Raw genomic sequence first — 24,032 nt, 5'->3', positions numbered from 1 at the left:
CACTAGATTGTGTCGGTGCCGAACCCGAAACTGGTGCCGCTGACCCTGTCCGATGACGAACGTCGAGTCCTGGAGAGCTGGACGCGTCGGCGGACAACTGCGCAGGCGTTGGCGTTGCGAGCCCGGATCGTGCTGGCATGTGCCGAGACTGGTGAGTCGAACACCGTTGTGGCGCAACAGTTGAGCCTGGGCCGTCAGACGGTGGCGACCTGGCGGGCACGGTTCCTGCGCGACCGGCTGGACGGGTTGTCGGACGAGCCTCGCCCAGGCCGGCCGCGCACGATCACCGACGATCAGGTCGAGCAGATCGTGGTCACGACACTGGAGACCAAGCCGGTCGGCGCGACGCACTGGTCGACCCGGTCACTGGCCACGCAGGTCGGGATGTCGCAGTCGGCGGTCTCGCGGATCTGGCGGGCGTTCGGCCTCAAGCCGCACAAGGTCGACACCTTCAAGATCAGCAAGGATCCGTTGTTCGTGGACAAGGTCCGCGATGTCGTCGGCCTCTATCTCGACCCGCCCGCGAAAGCCGTGGTGTTGTGCGTGGACGAGAAGACCGGAATTCAGGCACTGGACCGCTCGGCGCCGGTGTTGCCGATGCTGCCCGGCGTGCCCGAGCGACAGAGTTTCGACTACATCCGGCACGGCACCACGAGCCTGTTCGCAGCGCTGGAGATCGCCACCGGACAGGTGATCAGCGCGGTGAAACGCCGTCACCGGCACCAGGAGTTCCTGGCGTTTCTGCGCACTATCGACAAGAACGTGCCCACCGGCCTGGATGTCCACGTCATCCTCGACAACCTCAGTACCCACAAGACACCCGCGGTGAAGACGTGGCTGCTCAAGCACCCACGCTTCCACTTGCACTTCACCCCGACCAGCTCAAGCTGGCTCAACCTGGTCGAACGCTTCTTCGCCGAGATCACCGTCAAGCTTCTTCGCCGGGGCGTCCACCGCTCGGTCACCGCACTGGAGAAAGACATCCGCGGCTGGATCGAGCAGTGGAACACCAACCCCAAGCCCTACGTCTGGACCCGCACAGCAGACCAGATCCTCGAGTCCCTAGCCGCCTACTGTCAGAGAATTAACGACTCAGGACACTAGATGAGATCGGCCAGTTCCACCCGGCGCAGGAACTCGCCGCGCACCCGGTCCGCCACCGCGTTCACGACCTCGGCACCGTCGGCGGACGGGTCGATGTGCACCCGGAACGGCGGCTTCGACGCCCCGACCACGTCCACGATCGCCTCGGCCACGGCGCCGACGTCCGCCCACGACGGCTCCAGTTCTGCGAGACGGCCGCCCACCTGGTCCATCAGACCGGGGTAGAACTCCTCGTACTCCGCGGCACGCGAGGTGTCGGCGGGGGTGCCGCTGTGCGCGAAGTGGTTGGTGCCGTGGGTGAAGGCGCCCGGCACGACGATCGTGGTCTCGATGCCGAACCGCAGCAGTTCGGCGCGGTAGGAGACGGCGACCGCGTCCATCGCCGCCTTGGCCGCGAAGTACGGGGCCAGGTACGGGGGAGTGCCGCCGCGCGTCGAGCTGGAGCCCACCCACACGACGTGGCCGGAGTGCTGACCGCGCAGGTGCGGCAGGGCGGCGCGGTTCACGCGCTGGGTGCCCAGGACGTTGACGTCGTAGAGGGCCGCGTATTGCTCCGGCGTGAAGGCCTCGGCCGGGCCGGTGACCATGTGGCCGGCGTTGTGCACGACGACGTCCAGATGCCCCTGGTCCGCGATGATCGACGCGATCGCGGCGTCCGCGGACTCCTGTGACTGCACGTCGAGCTCGACGGCGTGCACGTCGGCCTTGTTCTCGGCCCCGAACGCCCGAAGCTCCGTCACAGCAGCCGAGTTGCGGCCCGAGGTCTCCCGCATGCCCGCGTAGACGGTGTGTCCGGCGAGGGCCAGCCTGCGGACCGCCAGTGCGCCGAAACCGCTGGACGCTCCCGTGACGACGATGACCTTGCCCATCAGATGATGCCTCCGTTCGCACGAATGGTCTGGCCGTTGATCCAGCGGGCCGGGCCCGCCAGGAAGGAGATGACCTCCGCGATGTCGCCGGTCGAGCCGAGTCGCTCCAGCGGCGGCTGCTTCGCGAGGGTGTCGATGGTCGCCTGGTCCTTGCCGTCGAGGAACAGGTCCGTGGCGGTGGGGCCGGGGGCGACGGTGTTCACGGTGATGTCGCGGCCGCGCAGCTCACGGGCCAGGATCAGGGTCAGCGCCTCGACGCCGCCCTTCGACATGGCGTAGGCGCCGTACTGGGGGAAGCGCAGGCCCACCACGGACGACGAGACGTTGATGATCGCGCCGCCGTCGCGCAGGCGGCGTGCGGCCTGCTGGGACACGATGAACGTGCCGCGGGCGTTGGTGCGCATGATGCGGTCGAACGTGTCGAGGTCCATGTCCGCGACGGTGCCGAGCGGCATGATGCCCGCCGAGTTCACGACGACGTCCACGCCGCCGAAGGTCTCCCCGGCCAGTTCGAACGCGGCGGTGACGGCTTCCTCGTCGCCGACGTCGGCCTGCACGGCGACGGCCTGACCCCCGTCGGACTTGATCTTCTCCACGGCCTCGTCGGCCGCGGCCTTGTTACCGGCGTACACGATGACGACGGCGGTTCCGTCGGCGGCGAGACGCTCGGCGGCTGCCCGCCCGATGCCCCTCGATCCGCCGGTGACGATCGCAACGCGAGTCATAGCAACACTCCTAGCTGGTGTTTCCGTCGTTACCTAAAGCAACGTAGCACTGATATCGAATCAGCGCTACCACTGATGTGTTATCGTCGTTACATGGACACGAGAGAGCGTCTGGTGAAGGCCGCGGCCGACCTGCTCATCGAGGGCGGCAAGGAAGCGGTGTCCACGCGCGCGGTCGCCTCGGCGGCCGGGGTGCAGGCGCCGACGCTGTACCGGCTGTTCGGCGACAAGGACGGGCTGCTCGACGCCGTGGCGGCGTTCGGCTTCTCCGACTACCTCGCGACCAAGCACGCGATGGGCGCCAGCGACAACCCCGTCGACGACCTGCGTCGGGGCTGGGAACTGCACATCGGCTTCGGCCTGGCGCGGCCCGCGTTCTACCTGCTGATGTACGGCGAGCCGCGCAAGCGGGCGGCGCGGCTGGAGGCGGACGCGATGCTCCGCGAGATCATCAGCCGCATCGCGTCGGCGGGCCGGTTGACGGTCCCCGTCGAGCAGGCGGCGCAGTTCGTGCACGCGGCGGGCATGGGCGTGGTGCTGGCGTTGATCGCGACGCCGGAGGAGGACCGCGACCTGGAGATCATCACGTTCTCACGGGAGCAGGTGATCAGGGCGATCACGACGGACGCCGCGCCGGACGAGCCGACGGACATCCCGAGCCGGGCGATCGCGCTGAGGGTGGCACTGGAGGAGGACCCGCCCCTGATGCTGTCTCCAGCGGAACGGGCCCTCCTGGCCGAGTGGCTCAACCGTGTTGCGAAATGACTAGGCGTTCGGGTCGAACGCGATCCCGGAGGGCTTGGCCTGACCGAGGTTGTAGTTGAACGCGCTGTCCTTGATCGCCAGGGAAGCGCTGCCGAAGTTCGCGTTCACGAGCTTGTCGCGCACGCCGGCGGGGAAGCGGTCCCAGCTGACCAGAGCGGGGTACTGGTAGACCCCGTAGTGGTTCTCCGCCTGCTCGCCCGAACCCGCGAGCCGGAAGCAGTGCGTGCTGGCGCCGTCCTTGTGGTAGATGATCTTCGGGTGGGTGCCTTCCCACTGCACGTTGGCACGCGGGTGGGTCTTGTACTTGCCGTGCTCCGAGGTCGAGACGAACTGGGCCACGTCGTTCTGCACCCAGACGATCACGTGCTCGATGTCGTGGCGGTGGCCGCAGCAGTCGATCAGCGGCACGGCCTGGTCCTTCTCGAAGTACAGGTCGTACAGGTAGGCGCACCAGCCGTTGTTGCACTTGGAACGGCTGTAGGAGTTGGTGTTGTCCAGGTCGGACCTGTCGTGGCAACTGCCGTTCAGCGCGCCGGAGTTCTTCAGGCCGGGCGCGATGTCACCGGTCGGCGAGATCGCCGGGGTGGGGTAACAGCCGTCGCCGTCGTAGTCGAACGCCGGCTGCCACTTGCCGTCGGCCGCCTCGTAGTTGGCGGGGATGGCCCGGGGCGGGTCAGCGAGCGCGATGCCGGGGAACAGTGCCGTGATCAGCAGTGCGCCGGCGAGCGCGGTCAGGAGCTTTTTCCTCAACAGAGGCCTCCGGGGTGCAGGGGAGCGAGGCTTGCGAGGCCGAAGGTGGTACATGAACCACGTTCACGTCTAGGTACTTCGCCAAATCTTTGCCATACCGGGAAATTAACAACCCCGGAACGGAATCGATCACGTCCCGGGGTCGCGCTCTCATCAGTGCAGCTCTGACCTCATGCGACGGGTCGCCGCGACCAGGTTTCGCAACGCCGGCTCCACCTCGGCGTAACCGCGCGTTTTGAGCCCGCAGTCGGGGTTGATCCACAAACGTTCACCCGGCACCGCGCGCACCGCTTCGGTGATCAGCGAGACGATGTCGTCCTCGCTCGGCACCAGCGGTGAGTGGATGTCGTAGACGCCGGGGCCGATGCCCCGCGGGAACTCCAGGCCCTCCAGGATCTCCATCTTGGACCGCGCGGCCTCGATGGTCGTGACGTCGGCGTCGAGGTCGGAGATCGCGCCGATCACCTCGCCGAACTCCGAGTAGCACAGGTGGGTGTGGATCTGGGTGCCCGGCGTCGCACCCGCGGTGGCGAGCCGGAACGCGCCCACCGACCACTCCAGGTAGGCCGGTTGGTCCTTCCGGCGCAACGGGAGCAGCTCGCGCAACGCCGGTTCGTCGACCTGCACCACCCGGATCCCGGCGGCCTCCAGGTCGCGGATCTCGTCGCGCAACGCCAGCGCCACCTGGTTCACCGTGTCGGCCAGCGGCTGGTCGTCGCGGACGAACGACCACGCGAGGATCGTCACCGGACCGGTCAGCATTCCCTTGACCGGCTTGGACGTCAGCGACTGCGCGTAGGTGCTCCACGGCACCGTCATCGCCTTCGGGCGCGAGACGTCGCCGTGGATGATCGGCGGCCGCACGCACCGCGACCCGTACGACTGCACCCACGCGAACTGCGTGCTGGCGAAGCCTTCCAGGTGCTCGGCGAAGTACTGGACCATGTCGTTGCGCTCGGGTTCGCCGTGCACCAGCACGTCCAGGCCGATGTCCTCCTGCAGATCGATCACGCGACCGATCTCGTCCCGCATCCGCTGCCCGTACTCGTCCTCGGTGATCTCACCGCTGCGCACGGCCGCGCGCGCCTTGCGGATGTCACCTGTCTGCGGGAACGAGCCGATCGTCGTGGTCGCGAGCGGCGGCAACCCGAGCCGTGCCTGCTGGGCGGCGGCACGGTCCTCGTACGGCGCGCGGAGGCTGTGCTCCGGCCGCAACGACGCGATGCGCGCCCGGACGTGGTCGTCGCGGCGCGGGCTGGGCACCTGGCGCTTCGCCTCGTCCGCCCACGCACCGTCGGCCCCGTCGCGCAAAGCCTTGCCCAGCACCACGATCTCGCGCACCTTCTGCCGCGCGAACGCGAGCCGCGCCTGCACGTCCGGCTCCAGGTCCTCGGCCTCCAGGTCGTACGGCACGTGCAGCAGCGTGGAGGACGACGACACGACGACCTCGCTCGCGAAACCCAGCAGCGTCGCGGCCTTCGCCAGCGCGGCGTGCAGGTCGGTGCGCCACACGTTGCGGCCGTCGACCAGGCCGGCCACCAGGATCTTGTCGCGCAACGCGGGGATCGCGACCGACGTGTCCGGCGCGCTCACGAGGTCGATGCCGATCGCCTCGACCTGCGAGGAGGCCAGGATCGGCAGCGCCTCGCCCAGGTCACCGTAGTAGCCGGTGACCAGCAGCTTCGGCCTGCCGGGCAGCCCGCTGAGCGTCCGGTACGTGCGGCGCAACGCGTTCAGTTCGGCCGGTGTGCGGTCGGCGGCGAACGCCGGTTCGTCGATCTGCACCCACTCCACGCCCTCGACGCGCAGGCGGCCGAGCAGTTCGACGTACGCCTCCAGCAGGCGGTCGAGCAGCGTCAGCGGTTCGAAACCGGGGACCGTGCTCTTGGCCAGCAACAGGTACGTGACCGGGCCGAGCAGTACCGGCCGGGTCGTGATGCCGAGTTCGAGCGCCTCGCGGTACTCGGCGATCGGCTTGTCGCCGGCCAGCCGGAACTCGGTGTCCGGGCCCAGTTCCGGCACCAGGTAGTGGTAGTTCGTGTCGAACCACTTCGTGAGTTCCAGGGCCGCGGCGCCGTCCCGGCCGCGTGCCGCCGCGAAGTAGGTGTCCAGTTCGGACAGTCCGAGGTCGCGGAACCGCTGCGGGATCGCGTCGAACAGCAACGACGTGTCGAGCACCTGGTCGTAGAACGAGAACGTGTTCGACGGCACGGAGTCCAGTTCGGACAGTTCGGCCCAGGTCTGGGCCCGCAGGTTCCTGGCGGTCTCCCGCAGTGCGGCTTCGTCGATCTTCCCGGCCCAGTACTGCTCGACCGCGCGCTTCAGCTCGCGCTTCGGTCCGATCCGGGGGTAGCCGAAAACAGTGCTGCCAATGGTCACAGGCTCTCTCCTCGCGAGCGTGCGGAAGCACCGGAGACACGCGAGCAGGGCGGCACGGAGCCGTGCCCGTCAGCCCGCCCGAGAGGCTCCGGAGCACCGCGCACCGGGTCGGCGCGCGGACCGGCGGCAGGTCTTCGGACTCGTGGGCGCCGTTCTCGAACCCTGGGGTTCGCTCCTACCGGCCGTCGCTTCCCAGATCTGGCAGACCCAGTGCTTCTGACGGCTTTCGTTCCCACTCACCGCTGCGGGGCAGTCCCGGACTCGCACCGGGTTCCCTTTTGCTCCACCCGGAACGAGCCCAGGTGAACCGCTGGCAGGACCGACACTAGCGGGCGGCGCCGAGCATGCCCAGCGCCATGGCGGCGTATTGAATGGTGAGATCACTCAAGTTGACCGGCCCGGCAGGGGAGTACCACCGGGAGACGCCGCTGCACATCTCCAGCAACGCCAGCCGGGCGACACTCGGATCGGCCACCTTGAGCTTGCGCGCCTTCACGCCGTCGTCGATCGCGTCCTGCCAGAAGCGTTCGTAGCGGTCGCGCAACGCCACGATCTCCTCGCGGCGCTCGCCGGTCAGCGCACGCATCTCGCCGTCCACCACCGCTGTCTCGCGCGGCTTCTCGGCGTGCGCCCGCACGTGCATCTTGACCAGCGAGACGAGACGGTCGGTCTCGTCCCCGGTGATCTGCTCGGCCTTGCCGATCAACTCGGTGAGGCTCGTGCGCATGATCTCGACCAGCAGGTCTTCCTTGGTGCCCATGTAGTGGTAGAGCGTCGCCGACGAGAGCCCCGCGGCCTGCGCGAGGTCGCGGATGCCGGTGCCGTGGAAGCCGCGTTCGGCGAACAACCGCACGGCGGCCTCGCGGACCCGTTCCTCCGTCGTCATCTGCTGCCTCCCTTGACCGCCTGGACGCCGTCACTCTAGCGTCAGGCCCGATCGATCGATCGATCGAAGGGGAGAGATGACCGTCGACTACTCCTGTGCCGAGGGCATCGCGCAGGTGCACCTGAACCGTCCGGAACGGCTCAACGCCGTCGTCCCGGCGCTGGTCGAGGACCTGCTGGCCGCGTTCGCGCGGGCACGGGAGGACCAGGCGCGGGTGATCGTGCTGGCCGGGCGCGGCAAGGCGTTCTGCGCCGGCCACGACCTGAAGGAGCCGGTCCCGGTCGAGACCGAGGAGCAGACGCGGGCACGGCTGGAGCGCATCCAGGACGTGACCCGCGCGATCCGCGACTTCCCCGGCATCGTGATCGCCGCGGTCCACGGCTACGCGCTGGGCGCGGGCGCGGAGTTCGCGCTGGGGTGCGACCTGGTGGTGGCGCAGACCAGCGCGGAGTTCGGGTTTCCCGAGGTCGGCGTGGGGCTCAGCGTGACGGGCGGGATCTCCAGCCTGTTGCCGAAGCTCGTCGGCCTGGCGCGCGCCAAGGAGATGCTCCTGCTCGGCGAACGGATCCACGCTCCCCGCGCGCACCAGCTGGGGCTGATCAACTCCTACGTCCTGAACCACGAGAAGCACGCGATGAAGCTCGCGCGCCGCATCGCCGACCAGCCACCGGTCGCCGCCGGGCTCGCGAAAAAGGCGATCGACCTGGGCCTGGACTCGACGCTGGAGCAGGCGATGGCGACCGAGGTCGACCACGCGATCGTCACGAGCCTGTCCGGCGAGGGGGACGAGCCACGGGAGGAGTTCGGCCGTGGCTGACCTCGTCTTCGCGCTGCGGACGGCCGTCACGCGGTGGCCGGACAAGACCGCGTGGACGTTCGATCCGGGTGGCTCGTTCACGTTCGCCCAGATCGACGCGCTGTCCGACGGGTACGCGCAGGCGTTGCGGGGCAAGGGGATCCGCGCGGGTGACCGGGTCGGGATCATGCTGCGGAACGTGCCGGAGTTCCCGCTGGTGTGGTTCGCGCTGATCAAGCTCGGTGCCACGGCCGTGCCGCTCAACGTCAGGTACCGCTCGGTCGACGCCGATCACGTGCTGCGGACCGCCGAGGTGGTCGCCGTGGTCAGCACCGAGGAGTTCCGGCCACTGCTCGCCGATCACGTGGTGCACTACGTCGAGAAGTTGGAGCCCGTCGACGGGTTCGTGCAGGCCGAGGTGTCCGCGCCGGTCGGCCTGCAGTTCACCTCGGGCACGACGGGAAAGCCGAAGGCGTGCGTGCTGTCACACTCCTACTGGCTGACGCTCGGCGGCAGCCTGGTCGAGCACTTCCCGCACCTGAACTCCGACGACGTGATGCTGACGGCGCAACCGTTTCACTACATCGATCCACAGTGGAACGTCGTCGCGGCACTGCTCTCCGGCGCGCGTCTGGTTGTGCTGGACGGCTTTCACCCGTCCACGTTCTGGGCGAAGGTCCGCGAGCACGGCGTCACCTACTTCTACTGCCTCGGCGCGATGCCGGCGTTGCTGCTGCGCATGCCGCCCGACCCGTTGGACCGAAAGCATTCCGTGCGAGTCGTGCAGGCCTCGGCGATCCCGCCCGCCCTGCACGCCGAACTGGAAGAGCGGTGGGGCGTCGGCTGGTTCGAGGCGTTCGGCATGACCGAGACCGGCGCCGACCTCCGCATCACCGCCGAGGACCACGACCGGTTCGTCGGCACGGGCTGTCTCGGCCTGCCCGCGCCGCACCGCGAGGCCAAGATCGTGGACGGCGAACTGTGGTTGCGCGGTCCCGGCATGATGGACGGCTACCTGGGCCTGCCCTCGCCGTTCGCGGACGGCTGGTTCCGGACCGGCGACCTGGCGCGGATCGAGGACGGCCGCGTCTACCACCTCGGCCGCAGCAAGGACATGATCCGGCGCAGCGGCGAGAACGTGGCCGCGCACGAGGTCGAGGAAGTGCTGATGTCACACCCCTCTGTGCGGCTCGCGGCCGTGATCGGTGTTCCGGACGACATTCGCGGTGAGGAGGTGAAAGCGTTCGTCGTCGGGAAAGTCACTGATCAGGAGCTCGCCGAGTTCTGCGCGGAAAGACTGGCGTCGTTCAAGGTTCCGCGTTTCTGGGAGTTCCGCGAGGATCTACCGCGCACCCCGTCCGAACGCGTCGCCAAGGAGCTGCTGCGGTGAGCTTTCACTGGGAGAGCCCGGTCTTCTTCGATGAGCTGGACCTGAACGGCACCTTGCACAACTCGCGGTTCGCACTGCACGTCGAACGAGCCCAGTCCGCGCTGTTCGAGTCGATGGGTCTCGGCTGGTCGTCCTACGCCGACCGCGATCCCGACCTGAACTACGTGGTCAAGGAACTGCACATCGAGTTCAACGCGGCCTTCACCGCGCCCGGCGTGCTCCCGGTCGAGATCACCGCCGACCGCATCGGCACCACCAGCGCCCGCTACGGCTTTCGTTGCGGCCGTTACGCCTCCGGCTACCGGGTGATCGTCAAGGTCGGCCAGGACGGCCGTCCCGCGCCGTGGAGCGACTGGTACCGCATGGCTTTCGAAGGGCTCTCATGATCAGGGCGGACCTGCTGCTGACGAACGCCGAGTTCGTGACGCTGGACGGCCCGGCGTCCGCGCTCGCCGTGCTGGGCGACCGGATCGTGGCACTGGAGGAGGTCCCGGCCCGCGAGGTCGTCGACCTTCAGGGTGCGACTGTCACGCCGGGCTTCCACGACGCCCACAACCACATGGCGTGGTTCGGCCTCACTCTGTCCGAAGTGGACTGCCGGGTCACGAGCCTCGACGCGCTCTACGCCGCCGTCGAGGCCGCACCGGACGGCGAGTGGGTCGTCGGCCACGGCTACGACCAGAACAAGTGCGGCGGCCACCCGACCCGCGACGGCCTGGACCGCGTCGCGCGCGGCCGCAAGGTGTGGATCAAGCACACCTCCGGCCACATGTGCGTGGTGAACACGCCCGTGCTGGAAGCGCTGGGGATCTCGGAGAGCGCGGTCGAGGTCTCCGGCGGCCTCGTCGTCACGGAGAACGGCCGCCCGACGGGCTTGTTGCAGGAACAGGCCCAGCAGTTGGTCAATCCGCTGGTGCTGCCCTATCCGGTGGACACCCTGGTCGACGCGATCGACCGCGCCGGCCGCGTGTACCTGAGCGAGGGCATCACGAGCTGTGTCGAGGCGGGCATCGGCGGAGGCTGGATCGGCAAGTCCCCGGTCGAGCTGGAGGCCTACCACCGCGCCCGCGACCAGGGAAAGCTGCACGTCCGCGTCGAACTCATGATCGCCGCCGACGCCCTGCACCCCGTCACCGAACTGGGCCTGGGCCTCGATCTCGGCGTCCGCACCGGCTTCGGCGACGACTGGCTGCGCATCGGCCCGACCAAGATCTTCTCCGACGGCTCGCTGATCGGCCACACCGCCGCGATGTGCCACGACTTCGCCGACACCCCGGGCAACCACGGCTACCTGCAAGACTCCTCGGACGCGTTGAGGGAGCGGATCATCGCCGCCCACCGAGGCGGTTGGCGGGTCGCCACGCACGCGATCGGCGGCGCGGCCATCGACCTGGTCCTGGACGCCTACGAAGAAGCGCACCGCCTCGACCCGCGCCCAGACGTCCGCCACCGCGTCGAACACTTCGGCGTGGCCCGCCCCGACCAGGTCGGGCGCGCGGTCGCGTTGGGCGTGATCGCCGTGCCCCAGGGCCGTTTCGTCAACGAGATCGGCGACGGCATGCTGAAAGCGCTCGGCCCTGATCGTGCTGCCTGGGCCTACCGCCAACGCTCGTTGCTCGACGCGGGCATGATCGTCCCCGGCAGCTCGGACCGCCCGGTGGTGAACGGCGCCCCGTTGCTCGGCATGCACGACATGGTCGAGCAGGTGACGTCGTCCGGAACGCCGTTCAGCCCGGCCGAGGCGGTGACGGGCCTGGAAGCGTTGCGCGCCTACACCTACGGCTCCGCCTACGCCTGCAAACAGGAACACCTCAAAGGCACGCTGTCCGTGGGCAAGCTCGCGGACCTCGTCGTGCTCTCGGACAACCCGGTCACCGCTGACCGGATCAAGGACATCCAGGTGCTGCGCACGATGGTGGGAGGACAGTTCCGGTGAGGCTCGTCGCCGCTTCTTCGCTGACGCCAGAGGAACTCGCGCACGTCGAGCAGATCTACTTCGACGGCTTCGAGCCACACCTGCGCGCGCCGTTCGACAACTTGCTCGCCGACACCGCCCTGGTCCTGACGGACGACAGGCCGCTCGGCCTCGCTGTCCTGCGCACCCTCGGCGACACCGGCTGGGTCTACCTGCGCTACTTCACCGTGGGGGAGAAGGGCCGCGGCCTAGGCGAACACCTGTGGACTCACCTGCGCGTCGCCATGACCGCCGCGGGCCACACCCGGATCATCTACGACGTCGAGGACCCGGCCCAGCACGGCATCGACCCGGCGGAGGAACGCGTCCGCCACCGCCGCATCGCGTTCTACCGCCGCCTCGGCGCCGTGCTGCTGCCCGTCAACGGCTACCTGCCGCCGCAGGGCAGCGCCGGCTACCCGATGCTGCTGATGGCCGCGGACCACGTCGCCCAGACCCCGGCCGCCGCCGACGACCTGGCCCGCATCACGGTCGCCGTGTACGAGCACCGGTACGGCATCGCGGCGTCCGATCCGGTGGTGACGCGGACGTTGCGGCTGAGCGGCGTCTCACATGCGGGCTGAGCCGGCCTTCCAGTACCCGCTGAACATGATCGCCTTGCGGTCCACCCCGCGGTCCTTGGTCAGGTGCCGCCGCACCCCGGTCGCGAGCGCCGACTCCCCGCACGCCCACGCGTAGTCCACAGCGGACAGCACCTTGCCCTGGATCGCCTTCAGCACGGCGGAACCGGGTTCGGCGTCACCGCGGAACACCCACTCCGCCTCGAGGTCGATCCGGTACGACTCGTCCGGTACCTCGACGAACACGTGCACCGGCCGCGTCTCGACCTCCAGGATCGCCGCGAGGGCGGGCAACGCGGTCTCGTCGGCAGCCAGCAGCACCGTGCCTTCCGTCGGCGGCAGGTAGGCCGAACCGCCCGCGCGGAACCCGGCTTTGTCGCCCGCGATCGCGCGGCGGGCCCAGCGCGTGCCGGGGCCCGCGTCGCCGTGCACCACGAAGTCGACGTCGATCTCGGCGACGTCGGGCCGGTGCGCGCGGACCGTGTACCAGCGCAGGTCCGGCCGCGTGTCCTCGGGCATCGCGCGCAGCGACGAGCGGACGTTGATCCGGTCGTCGGCCGGCATGACGAGCTCGCGGCCGGTCGCCATCAGCAGGCCGAAGTACTCGTCCGGGCCGGTCACCTCGAACGAGGCGAGCTCCGGCGCGTGGAAGGTGATCCGGCGCATGTGTTCGCTGAGCTCGGTCACCGCCGTGACGGTCAGGACGAACTGGTCGAAGACCTCGCGGCGGTTCGCGGGGGCCATCAGCAGCTCGGCGGCCTTGGTGGCGGCCTTGAGCGTGAACCTGTCGAAGGCGGAGTAGCGCGACATGCCAGCAACGTACACCTTTGGTTAGGCTTACCTAAACCCTCAGGCGAAATCAGGGCTGGTACCGCAGACTGCGAACATGTTCCCGAGGACCGCGCAACAGCAATGGTGGTTCGAAGAGCCTGCCAGCAAGAACCGGAGTCAGGCGCTCGGCCTGCGGCTTGCCGTCGCTTACCGCCAACGTGACGCCGAGGCCGTCGCGCGAATGCTGCCCGACGACGAGGGTGAGATCTGGCTGGTCATGGGTGCGCTGGAGAACGGCCTGCTCGGGCTCAATCAGCTGTACCCGCCCGGCCTGCCGGACGAGGTGTGGGAACGTGTCACGCCGATCATCGACGCCTCCGCTCCCAAGGGTGTCGCTCCGCGCGCACGTGCGTTGCTCGCGGCGATGACGGACGCCATGTACAACGCCACTCTCGGCGAGGTCAACGAACGCAAGGAGCAGGATCCGTACGTGGGCGCGCACCTGTACGCGGCCATCACGGCGATGCGCTCCATGGAGCACGAGGGCAGCATCCAACGTATGCAGGCCAAGGCCGACGAGCTCGACCCGGCCTGATTCACGCCCCTGAACTGGGGCGATAGGGCTGAGGTGTAGCTAACAGACACCCCAACGTGCATGCCCATACATCGTCGTGCATAATTCTCAACGTGTCCAAGGTGCTCACTTCACTTCCCGCCGGCGAACGCGTCGGCATCGCCTTCTCCGGTGGTCTCGACACCTCCGTCGCGGTCGCGTGGATGCGTGAGAAGGGCGCTGTGCCCTGCACGTACACCGCGGACATCGGGCAGTACGACGAGCCCGAGATCGAGACGGTCCCGGGTCGCGCCGGCACGTACGGCGCCGAGATCGCGCGTCTCGTCGACTGCCGCGCGGCGCTGGTCGAGGAAGGTCTCGCGGCGCTCGCCTGCGGCGCGTTCCACATCCGCTCCGGTGGCCGTGCCTACTTCAACACGACCCCGCTCGGGCGGGCCGTCACGGGCACCATGCTCGTGCGCGCCATGCTCGACGACGACGTGCAGATCTGGGGCGACGGCTCCACCTACAAGGGCAACGACATCGAGCGGTTCTACCGCTACGGCCTGCTCGCGAACCCTTCGCTGCGGATCTACAAGCCGTGGCTCGACGCCGCGTTCGTGAACGAGCTCGGCGGCCGCAAGGAGATGTCCGAGTGGCTCCTCGAGCGTGACCTGCCCTACCGTTCGTCCGTCGAGAAGGCGTACTCGACCGACGCGAACATCTGGGGCGCGACGCACGAGGCCAAGTCGCTCGAGCTGCTCAACGAGGGCATCGAGATCGTCGAGCCGATCATGGGCGTCAAGTTCTGGGACCCGTCGGTCGAGATCGCGACCGAGGACGTCACCATCGGCTTCGACCAGGGCCGCCCGGTCACGATCAACGGCAAGGAGTTCCACGACGCCGTCGACCTCGTGCTGGAGGCGAACGCCATCGGCGGCCGCCACGGTCTCGGCATGTCCGACCAGATCGAGAACCGCATCATCGAGGCCAAGAGCCGCGGCATCTACGAGGCGCCCGGCATGGCGTTGCTCTACATCGCCTACGACCGCCTCGTGAACGCGATCCACAACGAGGACACCGTCGCGGCGTACCACAACGAGGGCCGCAAGCTCGGCCGTCTGCTGTACGAGGGCCGCTGGCTCGACCCGCAGTCGCTGATGGTGCGCGAGTCGCTGCAGCGCTGGGTCGGTTCCGCGATCACCGGCGAGGTCACGCTGCGGCTGCGCAGGGGCGACGACTACTCGATCCTCGACACGTCCGGCCCGGCGTTCAGCTACCACCCGGACAAGCTGTCGATGGAACGCACCGAGGACTCGGCGTTCGGCCCGGTCGACCGCATCGGCCAGCTGACCATGCGCAACCTCGACATCGCTGACTCGCGCGCCAAGCTGGAGCTCTTCGCGGGCCTCGGCATGGTCGGCACCCGGCAGTCGGCGCTCATCCCGGCACTGCCCGAGCCGACGCAGCTGATCGGCGACGTGCCGGACGGCGGCGCGGAGGCCATCGCCTCGCGCGGTGAGGTCTCGGCGGCCGACGAACTGCTCGACGCGGCGGCCATGGAGTTCGGCACGGACTGACACGGACCAACACGAGAACACGGGGCCGGTGGGGATCACCCCGCCGGCCCCGTTCTCGTCAGGTCTGGGGCCACATCGAGTAGATGACGTTCTCCTCGTCGGCGCACACGACCTGGGGCAGGATGCCTTCGGCGACCTGGTTGCACGACATCGATCCGACCTTGATCGGGGGCAGTCCCGTCTTCGGCTCCAGGCGTTCTGCGTAGTAGTCGAACAGCACCGCGCCGGCCTGGTCGCAGTTCAGCCTGCCCTTCGGGGTCTCCATCACGACGGCCAGCATCGGCTTGCTGAGGGCTCCGAGGAACACCCGGTCGCAGTACTGCGAGGGCAGGCTCTCGTACTGCTCGGGCGGCACGCCGTTGAGGGCGGTGACGCCACTGGACGTGGTGGTGGCGCTCGACGTCTGCGACTCGGTCGGCGGCGGAGCCGTCTCCTGCCGGCCGGACCCGGTGACCTCAGAGGTGCAGCCCGCCGCGAGGACGGCGAGGAGCACAGGTGTGATCAAGAACCTCATGCCTGCGGGGTCGGCGCCGGCCTCACTATCGTTACGGCTCGTGTCGATCGAGGATGAACGGGCTCGGCCCGCCGTGCTGCTCAACCCGCTGGAAGGCGACCCGACGGACGCCGACAGCCACATCGGTGGCCCCGTGTTGTGGCCGATCGACGAGCCGTGGCCGCACTGCGACGGCGCCACACACGATCCCGCCAGCGGCGGCGAACCGTTCGTCGGCGCCGTGCAGCTCTACCGGCGCGACTTCCCGGAACTGCCGTTCCCGGACGGCACCGATCTCCTGCAGGTCTTCCTCTGCACGCTGCACCACGACCTTCCGGACGTCTACGGCCCGGACGTGCGGCTCGTGTGGCGTGACTCCACGACGGTGTTCGAGCTGATCGAGGAGGAGCCAGAACCGTCCGTGCAGGAAGAGCTCTACGTTCCGACGGTCAACGTGCTCGAACCGATCCGCTTCACCGAGCACGAGACGAAGACGTCCGGTGGCACGAAGATCGGTGGCTGGACCGCGTGGTGGCAGTCCGGCCCGTTCGAGTTCGAATGCCCGGAGTGCGGTGCGGCGCAACGCCAGACGCTCTCGCTCGCCACCCACGAGCCGTCCGGTGACGACGTGGAGTGGGAGTTCGGCCGCGAGGGGAACCTGAACATCCTCACGTGCGAGAAGGACGTCCGGCACCCGATCCGGCTGCACGTCGACTGAGCGCCGCCACCCCGGCCAGCAGCACGAGCAGGACCCCGGCGAACCACGCCATCACCGCGGTGGGCGCGAGGTAGCGGGTGGCGAGCCCGATCGACAGCGACGGCACGCTCAACCCGAGGTAGGCGATGAAGAACAGCGTCGCCAGCGCCTCGCCGCGCTTCTCCGGCGCCGCCATCGCGGACACCGCACCGATCGACGCCTTGAACTGCACGCCCGCCCCGATTCCGGCGAGCGCGCCGCCGACCAGGAACAACGGGAAGCTCGTCGCGTACATCCCGGCCACGACCAGCGGCACGCCGATCGCCTGCCCGCCCAGCCCCACCGCACGCCGGACGGACGGGGAAAGGCCGCCGGTCACGGTCTGGGCGAGCGCCGCTCCACCGAACACGAGGAAGACCACGAGCCCGGCCAGCAGACGGGACGGGTGGTGAAGCTGGCCCGCCACGAAGCCCGGCGAGACGGACGTGAACACGCCGAACACCGCGAACGCCGAGAAGGCTCCGGCTGCCGCCGCGAAGTAGCCCGTGCGGTCGCCGTGGTCGGCGCTGATCCGTTGTGGACGGTACGAGACCCGCTTGCGGACCACGGTTTCCGGCGTGAGGGCGACGGCGGCGATGCTCACCACGAGCAGCACGGCCAGCACGACGTACGGGGTGCTCAGCGGTGACGGCGCGTACTGCGCGAGGGCGCCCGCGACCAGTGCGCCGACACCGAGGCCGCCGATGTTCGCCGCGGTCGACACGATCTCGAAGCGACGCGGCGACGCACCGGGGCGGTGCCGGGAGTGCAGGTCGTAGAGGTACGCGGTGGCGGTCGCGGCGATCATGCCGACGCCCAGGCCGTTGACCACCCGCGCGACGATCAGGACCGGCAGCGACGTGCTGGTCAGGAAGAGCAGAGCGGAGACGATCTCGAGGCTCAGCGCGGGGATGAGGATCGCCTTGCGGCCGGCCCAGTCCGAGACGTGGCCCGCGAGCACCAGGCTGATCACCACGCCGACCGCGAAGGCCGCGAACACGACGGTGATCGCGAACGTCGAGAAGCCCTCGCGCGCGACGTAGAGCGGGAACAGCGGCGCGGGGACGGTCGAGTAGGCCATCGCGATCAGGAACGTGCCGGCGACGGCCCAGAAACCCCTGCCGTGGCGTGAGCTGGAGGCAGGTCGTTCGGCGACCGGTGAATCGAGGACCAAGGACATGCCTCCACCCTGCGTGCCTCGATGCATCACGTCCAACGAAAGTTGAAGCTGGCGATCATCACTTTCTGAGATACTCGCTGGTGTGGACCTTCGGCAGCTCGAATACTTCGTCGCGGTCGCGGAAGAGGGCAGCTTTACGCGTGCCGCCGCCCGCGTGCACGTCGTGCAGTCCGCCGTCTCGGCCGCGATCAAGACACTCGAACGCGAGCTCGGCGCCGTCCTGCTCGACCGCAACTCCAAGCGCGTCCTGCTGACCGACGCGGGGGAGGCGCTGCTGCCGAAGGCCCAGGCCGTGCTGGACGCCGCCACCGAGGCCAGGGACGCCGTCGCGCAGGTCCAGGGCGGACTGACCGGCACGGTCCGGCTCGGCACGCTGACCTCGGTGAACCTGATCAACCTGCCCGCGCTGCTCGGCGAGTTCCACCGGCGCCATCCCGGGGTGCTGGTGCGCACGAACGCGTCGACGACGGGGTCGCTGGGGCTCGTCGAGCAGCTGCTGGACCACCGGCTCGACCTCTCCTTCGTGTCGCTGCCCGGCGACGTGCCGGCCGGGCTCGTCCTCGACGAGCTGTCCCACTCGGTGATGGACCTGGTCGTGCCCCTGGACCACCCGCTGGCAGGCAGGGACGAGGTCTCCATCGGAGACCTCGCCGGACTGGACTTCATCGACTCACCGCTGGGCTACGGCAACCGGGCCGTGGCCGACCGGGCGTTCGCCGCCGGCGCCGTGCCGCGCCGGGTGACGGTGGAGATGTCGGACATCTACACCGGCGTCGACTTCGTCCGGCACGGCCTCGGCGTCGTGCTGCTGCCCGACTACGTCATCGGCACCGCGGCAGGCGTCAAGACCCTGACCGTGACCGGCGCGGACCTGCGCTGGCCGCTGGGACTCGCCTGGCCGGCCGGGCGCAGGCCCAGCGCCGCGACCAGGGCGTTGATCGCGGTGGTGCACGAGTTCTTCACCCGCTGAACGGTCACCGGACGCAGGCGAAGCTCGACGCTCGATCCGGATCTCCGCCGCGATACCGGGGCCAGCCCGGGTACTCGCACAACGGACGGGTGCGGTCGTGAGTCACGTCGGCCACGACCGGGTTCCTCGGCGACTGTCCTTTCTGGACCCAGCGTTCTAGTGCGGTGAGCGAGTCCCACCCGGCTGCGAACGCGGGCGTGCCGAAGTTCGCGTGGTTCGCCCCTGGCACGAGGTAGTAGCGCGAGAACTTCTCAGTGGTGTCAGGACCCAGGAGGTCACGCACGCGCTGGTAGTAGTCGTTCGTCGAGCGGTGGGACACCAACTCGTCCGCGGAGCCGTGCAGCAGGAGCAGTTTGCCGCCGGAGCGCGCGAACGGGCGCAGGTCCACGTTGTTGCGGTCCTGGATCGTGGAGAGCTCACTGATCCGGCTGAGCCACTTGCCGGGACGCGACGGATCCAGGTCGAGTGAGTTGAAGCCGGGGTCGCGGGTCAGGAAGTACTTCACCCACTGGTCCCAGTACTGCATGCCGTAGCCGCTGGTCACCGGCATGGGGTTCGCGGGCGCGGTCGTGCCGAACCCGAGGAACGGCGTTCGCATGTCCGCTCCCGAGAGGAACGGGAAACCGGGGTACTGGGTCTCGCCGCTGGCGACCCGGTACGGCCACCGGAACGCCGTGGACATGGCGGTCACGGCCCCGATCTGCGGATCGGACAGGCAGGCCGGCCCGGTGTCGGCGCCGTCAGGGCAGCGCAGGACGCGAGGGTCGAACTGGCAGCGCGGGTTCGACACGACCCGGTCCAGCACGCCGTCCGCGCCGTCGCAGGCGTTGATCACGCTGTCGTACAACAACGTCTGCTTCGCGGGGCCGGGGAACGCGCCGGGACGGGACAGGACCTGCGTCAGATGTCCCAGGTACAGGCCCTCGGCGAGGTTGTTCCACGCGGGAAAGCCGGAGATCACGCCGTCGAACGCCCGCGGCCAGCGCTGAGCGACGATGAGTGCCTCGCGGCCACCCGTCGAGCCGCCCGCGAAGTACGTCTCGGCGGGGTTCTTCCCGGCGGCGCGCCGGATCAGGAACAGGCTCGCGTCGTGCGTCTTCTTCAGCGCGTCACCGGCGGCGAAGTTCCGCACCGCCTCGTCGTTCACGCCGAACGAGCCGTCCAGCGACGGAACCGCCGCCGGACCCTGCTGGTGGCCGGAGTCGCTCGCGAACGTCGCGTACCGCCGGGCCAAGGGTGCCAAGGCGTCCGGGGCGGCGAACGGCACGTTCCCCGTCAGCGCGGGAATCGTCCCGTTGTAGCCGCCGCCACCGAACATCAACGCCTTGCCGTTCCAGCCGTGCGGCAGGGCGACGCGCGTCTTGATGGCGGGCGCTGACCGGTCGACGGGGTACAGGTCGGCGTCGACCTGGCAGTACTCGATCGTCTGTCCACTCACGACACTGGAGGTGACGGCGGCCGCGGTGACGCGACCGCCGGTGGTCGGCAGGCTGATGACCGAGGCGGGGATCTTCACCTGGAACAGGTCTGCGCACGCGGTCGTCGCGCCGGCCGGTGCGGTGCCGAGGAAAGCCATTCCTGGCAACAGAAGCGCGGTCGAAAGCAGGGCGAGCTTCACGCCGGACTCCTTCTCAGCGGTAGAGGTGCGTGCCGGGAACGGCGAGCGGGTCCTCGCGGACCTCGGCGGGGTTCGTCTCGGGGAGGAACCACGCGCTGACGAACGTGATCAGCCCCATGGCCGTGATGTAGGCGGCGACCGGGATCGTGCTGCCGGTCTGGGCGATGAGCGCGGTCATCAGGAACGGCGTGCCACCGCTGATGATGATCGCGGAGAGCTGGTAGGACAGTGACGCGCCGGAGTAGCGGACGTTGGGCGCGAACAGCTCACCGAGGAAGCTCGCGATCGGGCCGTACGTGAGGCTCTGGAAGATGAATCCCACCACCACGGCGACGAAGATCAGCGGCAGCGACGCGGTGTTGACGAGCCCGAAGTACGGGAAGCCCCACAGCGCGACGCCCAGGCCGCCGATGAGGATCAGCGGACGGCGCCCGATCCGGTCCGAGACGTGCCCGGCCCAGGGCAGGACCGCGAGCATCGCCACGGAACTGAGCAGCACGACCGTCAGCAACGGAACGCGGTCGAGCTTGAGGGACGTGGTGCCGTAGTTCAGCAGTCCGGCGATGCTGACGTAGAAGAGGCTGTTGGTGGCCGAGAGGATCCCGCAGGCGAGCAGGATCGTGCCCCACCTGCTCCGGATGACCTGCGCCAGCGGGGCGCGGACTACAGCGCGTTCCGGCCGGGAGACCTCCTTCTGCAGGTCGCGGAACTCCGGTGTGTCCTCCACTTTGGACTGGATGTACATGACCACCGCGAACATCAGGACGCTGAGCAGGAACGGGATCCGCCAGCCCCAGCTGAGGAACGCGTCGTTCGGCATCAGGCCGCTGGCCGCCAGGAAGATCAGGTTCGAGATGATCACGGCGACGGGAACGCTGGTCTGCCCGAAGGTTCCAGCGAACCCGCGCCGTTTCGGACTCGCCGACTCAGTGAGCAGCAGCATGATGCCGCCCCACTGGCCGCCTGCCGCGAGTCCTTGGAGGAAGCGCAACGTCACCAACAGGATCGGTGCCAGTGCGCCCACGGCCGACGCGCTGGGCAGACAGCCGATCAGGAACGTCGCGGCGCCCATCAGCGCGAGACAGGCGACGACGACCGGCTTGCGCCCGTACTTGTCCCCGAAGTGCCCGGCGAGCACCCCGCCGATCGGGCGTGCCACGAAACCGGCCCAGAACGTGCTGAACGCGAGCAGCGTCCCGGTCAGTGCCGAGGACTCCGGGAAGAACACCTTGGGGAACACCAGCGCGGCCGCGGTGCCGTAGAGGAAGAAGTCGTACCACTCGATCGAACTGCCGATCAGCCCCGCGGTCAGCAGCTTGCGGAAGCCTCGGCGCCGGGTCGCGGACTGTTCTTCGGGCTGGGCCAGAGGGGTTGCCATGCATGCCGCCTTCGTCGATGAACCGGCAGGTGATGACGGCCAATGCTAGGGCGGCGACACCCGGTGGCTGAGGTCTGGATCACACACCCCTGACCTTCGTCCGGTGGGACTTTCCACCACCGGCGGCTGGGTGACAATGGCGTCGTGACCATCGACCCGAGTGAGTCGCACGAACTCGTGCGCCGTCAGCGCGAACTGGCGTCGTTGTACGCGACGGCGAAGTCGCTCACGGCCCTCGGCGAGCTCGACGCCGTGCTGCAGTCGATCGTCCGCCACGCCCACGACCTGATGGGCACGGACTTCACGTACCTGTCGCTGGTAGCGGACGGCAGGCTGTCGGCCAAGGCCGCGGAGGGAACGATCTCCGCCGTGTTCCTGAGCGCCACGATCCCGGCCGGTGTCGGCCTCGGCGGCAAGGTGCTGGCCACCCGGCGCCCGCAGTGGGTGCGCAACTACGCCGCCTCGACCCTCATCGACCACGACGCCGGCTTCGACGTGCTGGTCGGCACGGAGGACCTGGTCGCTCTTCTCGGTGTGCCACTGGTGATCCGGGACGAGGTGGTGGGCGCGCTGTTCGCCGCGTACCGCTCCGAGCGGTCGTTCCACGCGGGCGAGATCGCGTTGCTGAGCGCGTTCGCCGACCACGCCGCCGTGGCGCTGGACAACGCCCGTCTCTACGAGAAGAGCCGGAAAGCGTTGCAGGACCTGCAGGAGCACATGACCGTCGTCGAACGGGCGCAGGCCATCCACGAGACCCTGACGGGCGTGGTGCTGGAGGGCGGCACGCCGGACGACGTCGCGCAGGTCCTCGCCGGTCAGCTCGGCGGGAGCGTGGTCGTGCTCGACAGGGCCGCCGGACATCACTCCGGCCGCGTCACGACCTCGGTCGACGCCGAGGGGGTCGCGCACAGCGTGGCCCCGATCAGGGCGGGTGACAGCTACCTCGGCGCGCTGTCGTGGAGCCGCGAAGCGTTGCAGGGACACGGTGTCTCGGACGACATGGACCTGCGCACGCTCGAACGGGCCACGCACATCCTCGGCCTGTTGATCCTCAAGGAACGCGCCGTCGCCGACGCGAGCGAACGGCTCAGCGGCGAACTGCTGACCGAGCTGATGGTCGGCGGCCCCGGGATCAGCCCCTCCCAGCGCTCGCGCGCCCAGGCCCGTCACATCAACGCCGACCGGCTGAACCTGGTCCTCGTCGCGGACTCGCCGGAGTCCTCCGCCGACCTCGTGCGCCACCTGCACGACATCGCCAGGGACCGTTCCGGGCTGGCGGGCGAACACCTCGGCCGGGCGACGCTGATCGTGCCGAGCGCGGACGACGACCGCACCGTCGAGGAGGTCCACCGACGGCTGCGGCGCGCGTCAGGCGCTCCCGTCGTCGTCGTGGGGGAGCGGGCGGTCAACCACGACTGGTCGCGCGCGTTCTCCCTGGCCGGCCGGTGCGGCGCGGTCATGCGGGCGCTGGGGCACACCGACCGCGGCGCCACGACCGGCCGGTACTCCCTCTACGCGTTGATCTTCGACGTGGACCGGGCCGGCGAGCTCGACCGCTTCCTCGCCGAGTCCGTGGGCCCCCTCGCCGACTACGACGCGCGACGCGGAACCGATCTCGTCGGAACCCTCTGCGCCTACTACGACCACCGTGCGAACGTCGCGGCGACCGCGCGCGCGTTGCACGTGCACGTCAACACGCTCCTTAAACGACTGGACCGGGTCAGCGACGTCCTCGGTGCCGACTGGCGCACCGAGAACGACCTGGAACTGCAGCTGGGACTGCAGCTCCACCGGTTGAGGTCGGCGGTCTGACCGCACCCGGTGAGGTGATCAGTAGGGTGGGCGCCCCCGTGCGACTCCCGGAGGAGATCACATGATCCGCGTGCTCATCGCCGACGACCAGCCGCTGGTGCGGGCCGGTCTTGCGGCGCTGCTCGCCGCCGAGCCCGGCATCGAGGTGGCCGGTGTGGCCGCGGACGGCGCCGAGGCGCTCGCGATGGCGCTCGACCTCGTGCCGGACGTGGCCTGCCTCGACATCCGGATGCCCGGCCGCAGCGGCATCGAGGTCGCGCGGGAGCTGTGCGCACCGGACGCGGACCCGCAGGTGCCGGTGCTCGTGCTCACGACCTTCGACCTCGACGACTACGTGTTCGGGGCGCTGGAGGCGGGCGTGTCGGGGTTCCTGCTCAAGGACTCCGAACCGGACGACATCATCCACGCGGTGCGGCAGGTGGCCGCCGGCCTGGGCACGATCGACCAGACGCTGACCCGCCGCATCCTGCGCGAGTTCGTGCACCGCCGCCGGCTGCAGCCGGTGACCGGGCGGCGGGCCGAGGACTTGCTCACGCCCCGCGAGCACGAGATCCTGCTGCTGCTCGCCCAGGGCATGTCCAACGACGACATCGCCCGCAGTCTGGTCGTGGAGGTGTCGACGGTGAAGTCGCACCTGGCCCGGATCCTGCCCAAGCTGGGGGTGACCTCCCGGCTGCAGGCCGTCGTCTGGGCCTACCAGAACCACGTCGTCACCGTCCCCGGTCCTGCGACGCCCTGACCG

The 24,032-nt window shown here is 69.2% G+C and carries 23 protein-coding genes and 1 riboswitch; of the genes, 13 read left to right on the top strand and 10 right to left on the bottom strand.

What is annotated here, in order from left to right; genetic code table 11:
- Positions 1 to 15: 15 nt before the first annotated feature.
- Positions 16 to 1,104, top strand: coding sequence for an IS630 family transposase (locus tag OG205_RS14985; RefSeq protein WP_442916586.1), 1,089 nt, complete (start codon positions 16 to 18; stop codon positions 1,102 to 1,104).
- Here the strand turns inward: OG205_RS14985 and OG205_RS14980 are convergent.
- Together OG205_RS14980 and OG205_RS14975 are read right to left on the bottom strand one after the other, a co-directional pair.
- Positions 1,101 to 1,973 (bottom strand): SDR family NAD(P)-dependent oxidoreductase, encoded by an 873-nt coding sequence (locus tag OG205_RS14980; RefSeq protein WP_330276848.1) that lies wholly within the window; start codon positions 1,971 to 1,973, stop codon positions 1,101 to 1,103. The two genes, OG205_RS14985 and OG205_RS14980, sit on opposite strands and share 4 nt — an antisense overlap.
- A complete protein-coding gene (locus tag OG205_RS14975; protein WP_330276847.1) occupies positions 1,973 to 2,698 on the bottom strand; it encodes an SDR family oxidoreductase in 726 nt (241 codons plus the stop codon). The genes OG205_RS14980 and OG205_RS14975 overlap by 1 nt, the downstream gene beginning before the upstream one ends.
- A 93-nt stretch (positions 2,699 to 2,791) precedes the next feature.
- Between OG205_RS14975 and OG205_RS14970 the strand changes: the two genes are divergently transcribed.
- Positions 2,792 to 3,463, top strand: a complete 672-nt coding sequence (locus OG205_RS14970) for a TetR/AcrR family transcriptional regulator (RefSeq protein ID WP_330276846.1) — start codon at positions 2,792 to 2,794, stop codon at positions 3,461 to 3,463.
- Here OG205_RS14970 and OG205_RS14965 read toward each other — a convergent pair whose 3' ends face one another.
- The 3 genes from OG205_RS14965 to OG205_RS14955 all read right to left on the bottom strand — a co-directional run bounded on the left by OG205_RS14965 (position 3,464) and on the right by OG205_RS14955 (position 7,478).
- Positions 3,464 to 4,213: an NPP1 family protein gene (locus OG205_RS14965; protein ID WP_330276845.1), complete on the bottom strand. Its 750-nt coding sequence runs from the start codon at positions 4,211 to 4,213 to the stop codon at positions 3,464 to 3,466.
- 153 nt (positions 4,214 to 4,366) lie between these two features.
- On the bottom strand, positions 4,367 to 6,592 hold the full coding sequence (gene metE, locus OG205_RS14960; protein ID WP_330276844.1) for a 5-methyltetrahydropteroyltriglutamate--homocysteine S-methyltransferase: 2,226 nt from the start codon (positions 6,590 to 6,592) through the stop codon (positions 4,367 to 4,369).
- 108 nt (positions 6,593 to 6,700) lie between these two features.
- A riboswitch (cobalamin riboswitch) is annotated at positions 6,701 to 6,919 on the bottom strand.
- Positions 6,918 to 7,478: a TetR/AcrR family transcriptional regulator gene (locus OG205_RS14955; RefSeq protein WP_330276843.1), complete on the bottom strand. Its 561-nt coding sequence runs from the start codon at positions 7,476 to 7,478 to the stop codon at positions 6,918 to 6,920. It overlaps the preceding riboswitch by 2 nt.
- 76 nt (positions 7,479 to 7,554) lie before the next feature.
- Between OG205_RS14955 and OG205_RS14950 the strand changes: the two genes are divergently transcribed.
- From OG205_RS14950 to OG205_RS14930, 5 genes are read left to right on the top strand one after another with little or no spacing between them, the layout of a single operon-like run.
- Entirely contained in the window at positions 7,555 to 8,295 is a 741-nt protein-coding gene (locus OG205_RS14950) for an enoyl-CoA hydratase/isomerase family protein (protein WP_330276842.1), read from the top strand.
- Positions 8,288 to 9,664, top strand: coding sequence for an AMP-binding protein (locus tag OG205_RS14945; RefSeq protein WP_330276841.1), 1,377 nt, complete (start codon positions 8,288 to 8,290; stop codon positions 9,662 to 9,664). Before OG205_RS14950 ends, OG205_RS14945 begins: the two co-directional genes overlap by 8 nt.
- Positions 9,661 to 10,050, top strand: coding sequence for an acyl-CoA thioesterase (locus OG205_RS14940; protein ID WP_330276840.1), 390 nt, complete (start codon positions 9,661 to 9,663; stop codon positions 10,048 to 10,050). Before OG205_RS14945 ends, OG205_RS14940 begins: the two co-directional genes overlap by 4 nt.
- The gene (locus OG205_RS14935; protein ID WP_330276839.1) at positions 10,047 to 11,600 is read left to right on the top strand and encodes an amidohydrolase; all 1,554 of its coding nucleotides are present in this window, start codon (positions 10,047 to 10,049) and stop codon (positions 11,598 to 11,600) included. Before OG205_RS14940 ends, OG205_RS14935 begins: the two co-directional genes overlap by 4 nt.
- A complete protein-coding gene (locus tag OG205_RS14930; RefSeq protein ID WP_330276838.1) occupies positions 11,597 to 12,202 on the top strand; it encodes a hypothetical protein in 606 nt (201 codons plus the stop codon). Before OG205_RS14935 ends, OG205_RS14930 begins: the two co-directional genes overlap by 4 nt.
- On the opposite strand, the gene OG205_RS14925 is transcribed toward OG205_RS14930, so the two are convergent.
- Positions 12,188 to 13,009, bottom strand: coding sequence for a siderophore-interacting protein (locus OG205_RS14925; protein WP_330276837.1), 822 nt, complete (start codon positions 13,007 to 13,009; stop codon positions 12,188 to 12,190). The genes OG205_RS14930 and OG205_RS14925 overlap by 15 nt on opposite strands.
- A gap of 76 nt (positions 13,010 to 13,085) precedes the next feature.
- Between OG205_RS14925 and OG205_RS14920 the strand changes: the two genes are divergently transcribed.
- Positions 13,086 to 13,565 (top strand): hypothetical protein, encoded by a 480-nt coding sequence (locus OG205_RS14920; protein ID WP_330276836.1) that lies wholly within the window; start codon positions 13,086 to 13,088, stop codon positions 13,563 to 13,565.
- A gap of 92 nt (positions 13,566 to 13,657) precedes the next feature.
- Positions 13,658 to 15,103 (top strand): argininosuccinate synthase, encoded by a 1,446-nt coding sequence (gene argG / locus OG205_RS14915; protein ID WP_319979878.1) that lies wholly within the window; start codon positions 13,658 to 13,660, stop codon positions 15,101 to 15,103.
- A gap of 58 nt (positions 15,104 to 15,161) precedes the next feature.
- Here the strand turns inward: argG and OG205_RS14910 are convergent, their stop codons facing one another.
- The gene (locus OG205_RS14910; RefSeq protein WP_330276835.1) at positions 15,162 to 15,617 is read right to left on the bottom strand and encodes a hypothetical protein; all 456 of its coding nucleotides are present in this window, start codon (positions 15,615 to 15,617) and stop codon (positions 15,162 to 15,164) included.
- 40 nt (positions 15,618 to 15,657) lie between these two features.
- Between OG205_RS14910 and OG205_RS14905 the strand changes: the two genes are divergently transcribed.
- The gene (locus OG205_RS14905; protein ID WP_330276834.1) at positions 15,658 to 16,314 is read left to right on the top strand and encodes a hypothetical protein; all 657 of its coding nucleotides are present in this window, start codon (positions 15,658 to 15,660) and stop codon (positions 16,312 to 16,314) included.
- Here the strand turns inward: OG205_RS14905 and OG205_RS14900 are convergent.
- On the bottom strand, positions 16,265 to 17,512 hold the full coding sequence (locus tag OG205_RS14900; RefSeq protein ID WP_330276833.1) for an MFS transporter: 1,248 nt from the start codon (positions 17,510 to 17,512) through the stop codon (positions 16,265 to 16,267). The genes OG205_RS14905 and OG205_RS14900 overlap by 50 nt on opposite strands.
- An 82-nt stretch (positions 17,513 to 17,594) precedes the next feature.
- On the opposite strand from OG205_RS14900, the gene OG205_RS14895 reads away from it, so the two are divergent.
- A complete protein-coding gene (locus tag OG205_RS14895; protein WP_330276832.1) occupies positions 17,595 to 18,482 on the top strand; it encodes a LysR family transcriptional regulator in 888 nt (295 codons plus the stop codon).
- 4 nt (positions 18,483 to 18,486) lie between these two features.
- Here OG205_RS14895 and OG205_RS14890 read toward each other — a convergent pair whose 3' ends face one another.
- Positions 18,487 to 20,058, bottom strand: coding sequence for a tannase/feruloyl esterase family alpha/beta hydrolase (locus tag OG205_RS14890; protein ID WP_442916822.1), 1,572 nt, complete (start codon positions 20,056 to 20,058; stop codon positions 18,487 to 18,489).
- A 55-nt stretch (positions 20,059 to 20,113) separates the two neighbouring features.
- Positions 20,114 to 21,478, bottom strand: a complete 1,365-nt coding sequence (locus OG205_RS14885) for an MFS transporter (RefSeq protein ID WP_330276830.1) — start codon at positions 21,476 to 21,478, stop codon at positions 20,114 to 20,116.
- Between the two features lie 144 nt (positions 21,479 to 21,622).
- Here OG205_RS14885 and OG205_RS14880 point away from each other — a divergent pair, with 144 nt between their 5' ends.
- Both OG205_RS14880 and OG205_RS14875 read left to right on the top strand, forming a co-directional pair.
- A complete protein-coding gene (locus OG205_RS14880) occupies positions 21,623 to 23,290 on the top strand; it encodes a helix-turn-helix domain-containing protein (RefSeq protein WP_330276829.1) in 1,668 nt (555 codons plus the stop codon).
- A 61-nt stretch (positions 23,291 to 23,351) separates the two neighbouring features.
- Positions 23,352 to 24,029 (top strand): response regulator transcription factor, encoded by a 678-nt coding sequence (locus OG205_RS14875; protein ID WP_330276828.1) that lies wholly within the window; start codon positions 23,352 to 23,354, stop codon positions 24,027 to 24,029.
- Positions 24,030 to 24,032 lie beyond the last annotated feature (3 nt).

Origin of the sequence: Lentzea sp. NBC_00516, from assembly GCF_036346835.1 — a bacterium.
Lineage (GTDB): Bacteria > Actinomycetota > Actinomycetes > Mycobacteriales > Pseudonocardiaceae > Lentzea > Lentzea sokolovensis.
The sequence above is the reverse complement of the archived record's forward strand: the minus strand, read 5'-3'. Positions and strand labels throughout refer to the sequence as shown.

Bases quoted from the DNA above. Each gene is read 5' to 3' on its own strand.
- OG205_RS14935 (WP_330276839.1), top strand. From the start codon at position 10,047: ATGATCAGGGCGGACCTGCTGCTGACGAACGCCGAGTTCGTGACGCTG.
- OG205_RS14875 (WP_330276828.1), top strand. From the start codon at position 23,352: ATGATCCGCGTGCTCATCGCCGACGACCAGCCGCTGGTGCGGGCCGGT.
- OG205_RS14900 (WP_330276833.1), bottom strand. From the start codon at position 17,512: ATGTCCTTGGTCCTCGATTCACCGGTCGCCGAACGACCTGCCTCCAGC.
- OG205_RS14970 (WP_330276846.1), top strand. From the start codon at position 2,792: ATGGACACGAGAGAGCGTCTGGTGAAGGCCGCGGCCGACCTGCTCATC.
- OG205_RS14920 (WP_330276836.1), top strand. From the start codon at position 13,086: ATGTTCCCGAGGACCGCGCAACAGCAATGGTGGTTCGAAGAGCCTGCC.
- OG205_RS14910 (WP_330276835.1), bottom strand. From the start codon at position 15,617: ATGAGGTTCTTGATCACACCTGTGCTCCTCGCCGTCCTCGCGGCGGGC.
- OG205_RS14925 (WP_330276837.1), bottom strand. From the start codon at position 13,009: ATGTCGCGCTACTCCGCCTTCGACAGGTTCACGCTCAAGGCCGCCACC.
- OG205_RS14955 (WP_330276843.1), bottom strand. From the start codon at position 7,478: ATGACGACGGAGGAACGGGTCCGCGAGGCCGCCGTGCGGTTGTTCGCC.
- OG205_RS14890 (WP_442916822.1), bottom strand. From the start codon at position 20,058: ATGGCTTTCCTCGGCACCGCACCGGCCGGCGCGACGACCGCGTGCGCA.
- OG205_RS14885 (WP_330276830.1), bottom strand. From the start codon at position 21,478: ATGGCAACCCCTCTGGCCCAGCCCGAAGAACAGTCCGCGACCCGGCGC.
- OG205_RS14980 (WP_330276848.1), bottom strand. From the start codon at position 1,973: ATGGGCAAGGTCATCGTCGTCACGGGAGCGTCCAGCGGTTTCGGCGCA.
- OG205_RS14975 (WP_330276847.1), bottom strand. From the start codon at position 2,698: ATGACTCGCGTTGCGATCGTCACCGGCGGATCGAGGGGCATCGGGCGG.
- OG205_RS14950 (WP_330276842.1), top strand. From the start codon at position 7,555: ATGACCGTCGACTACTCCTGTGCCGAGGGCATCGCGCAGGTGCACCTG.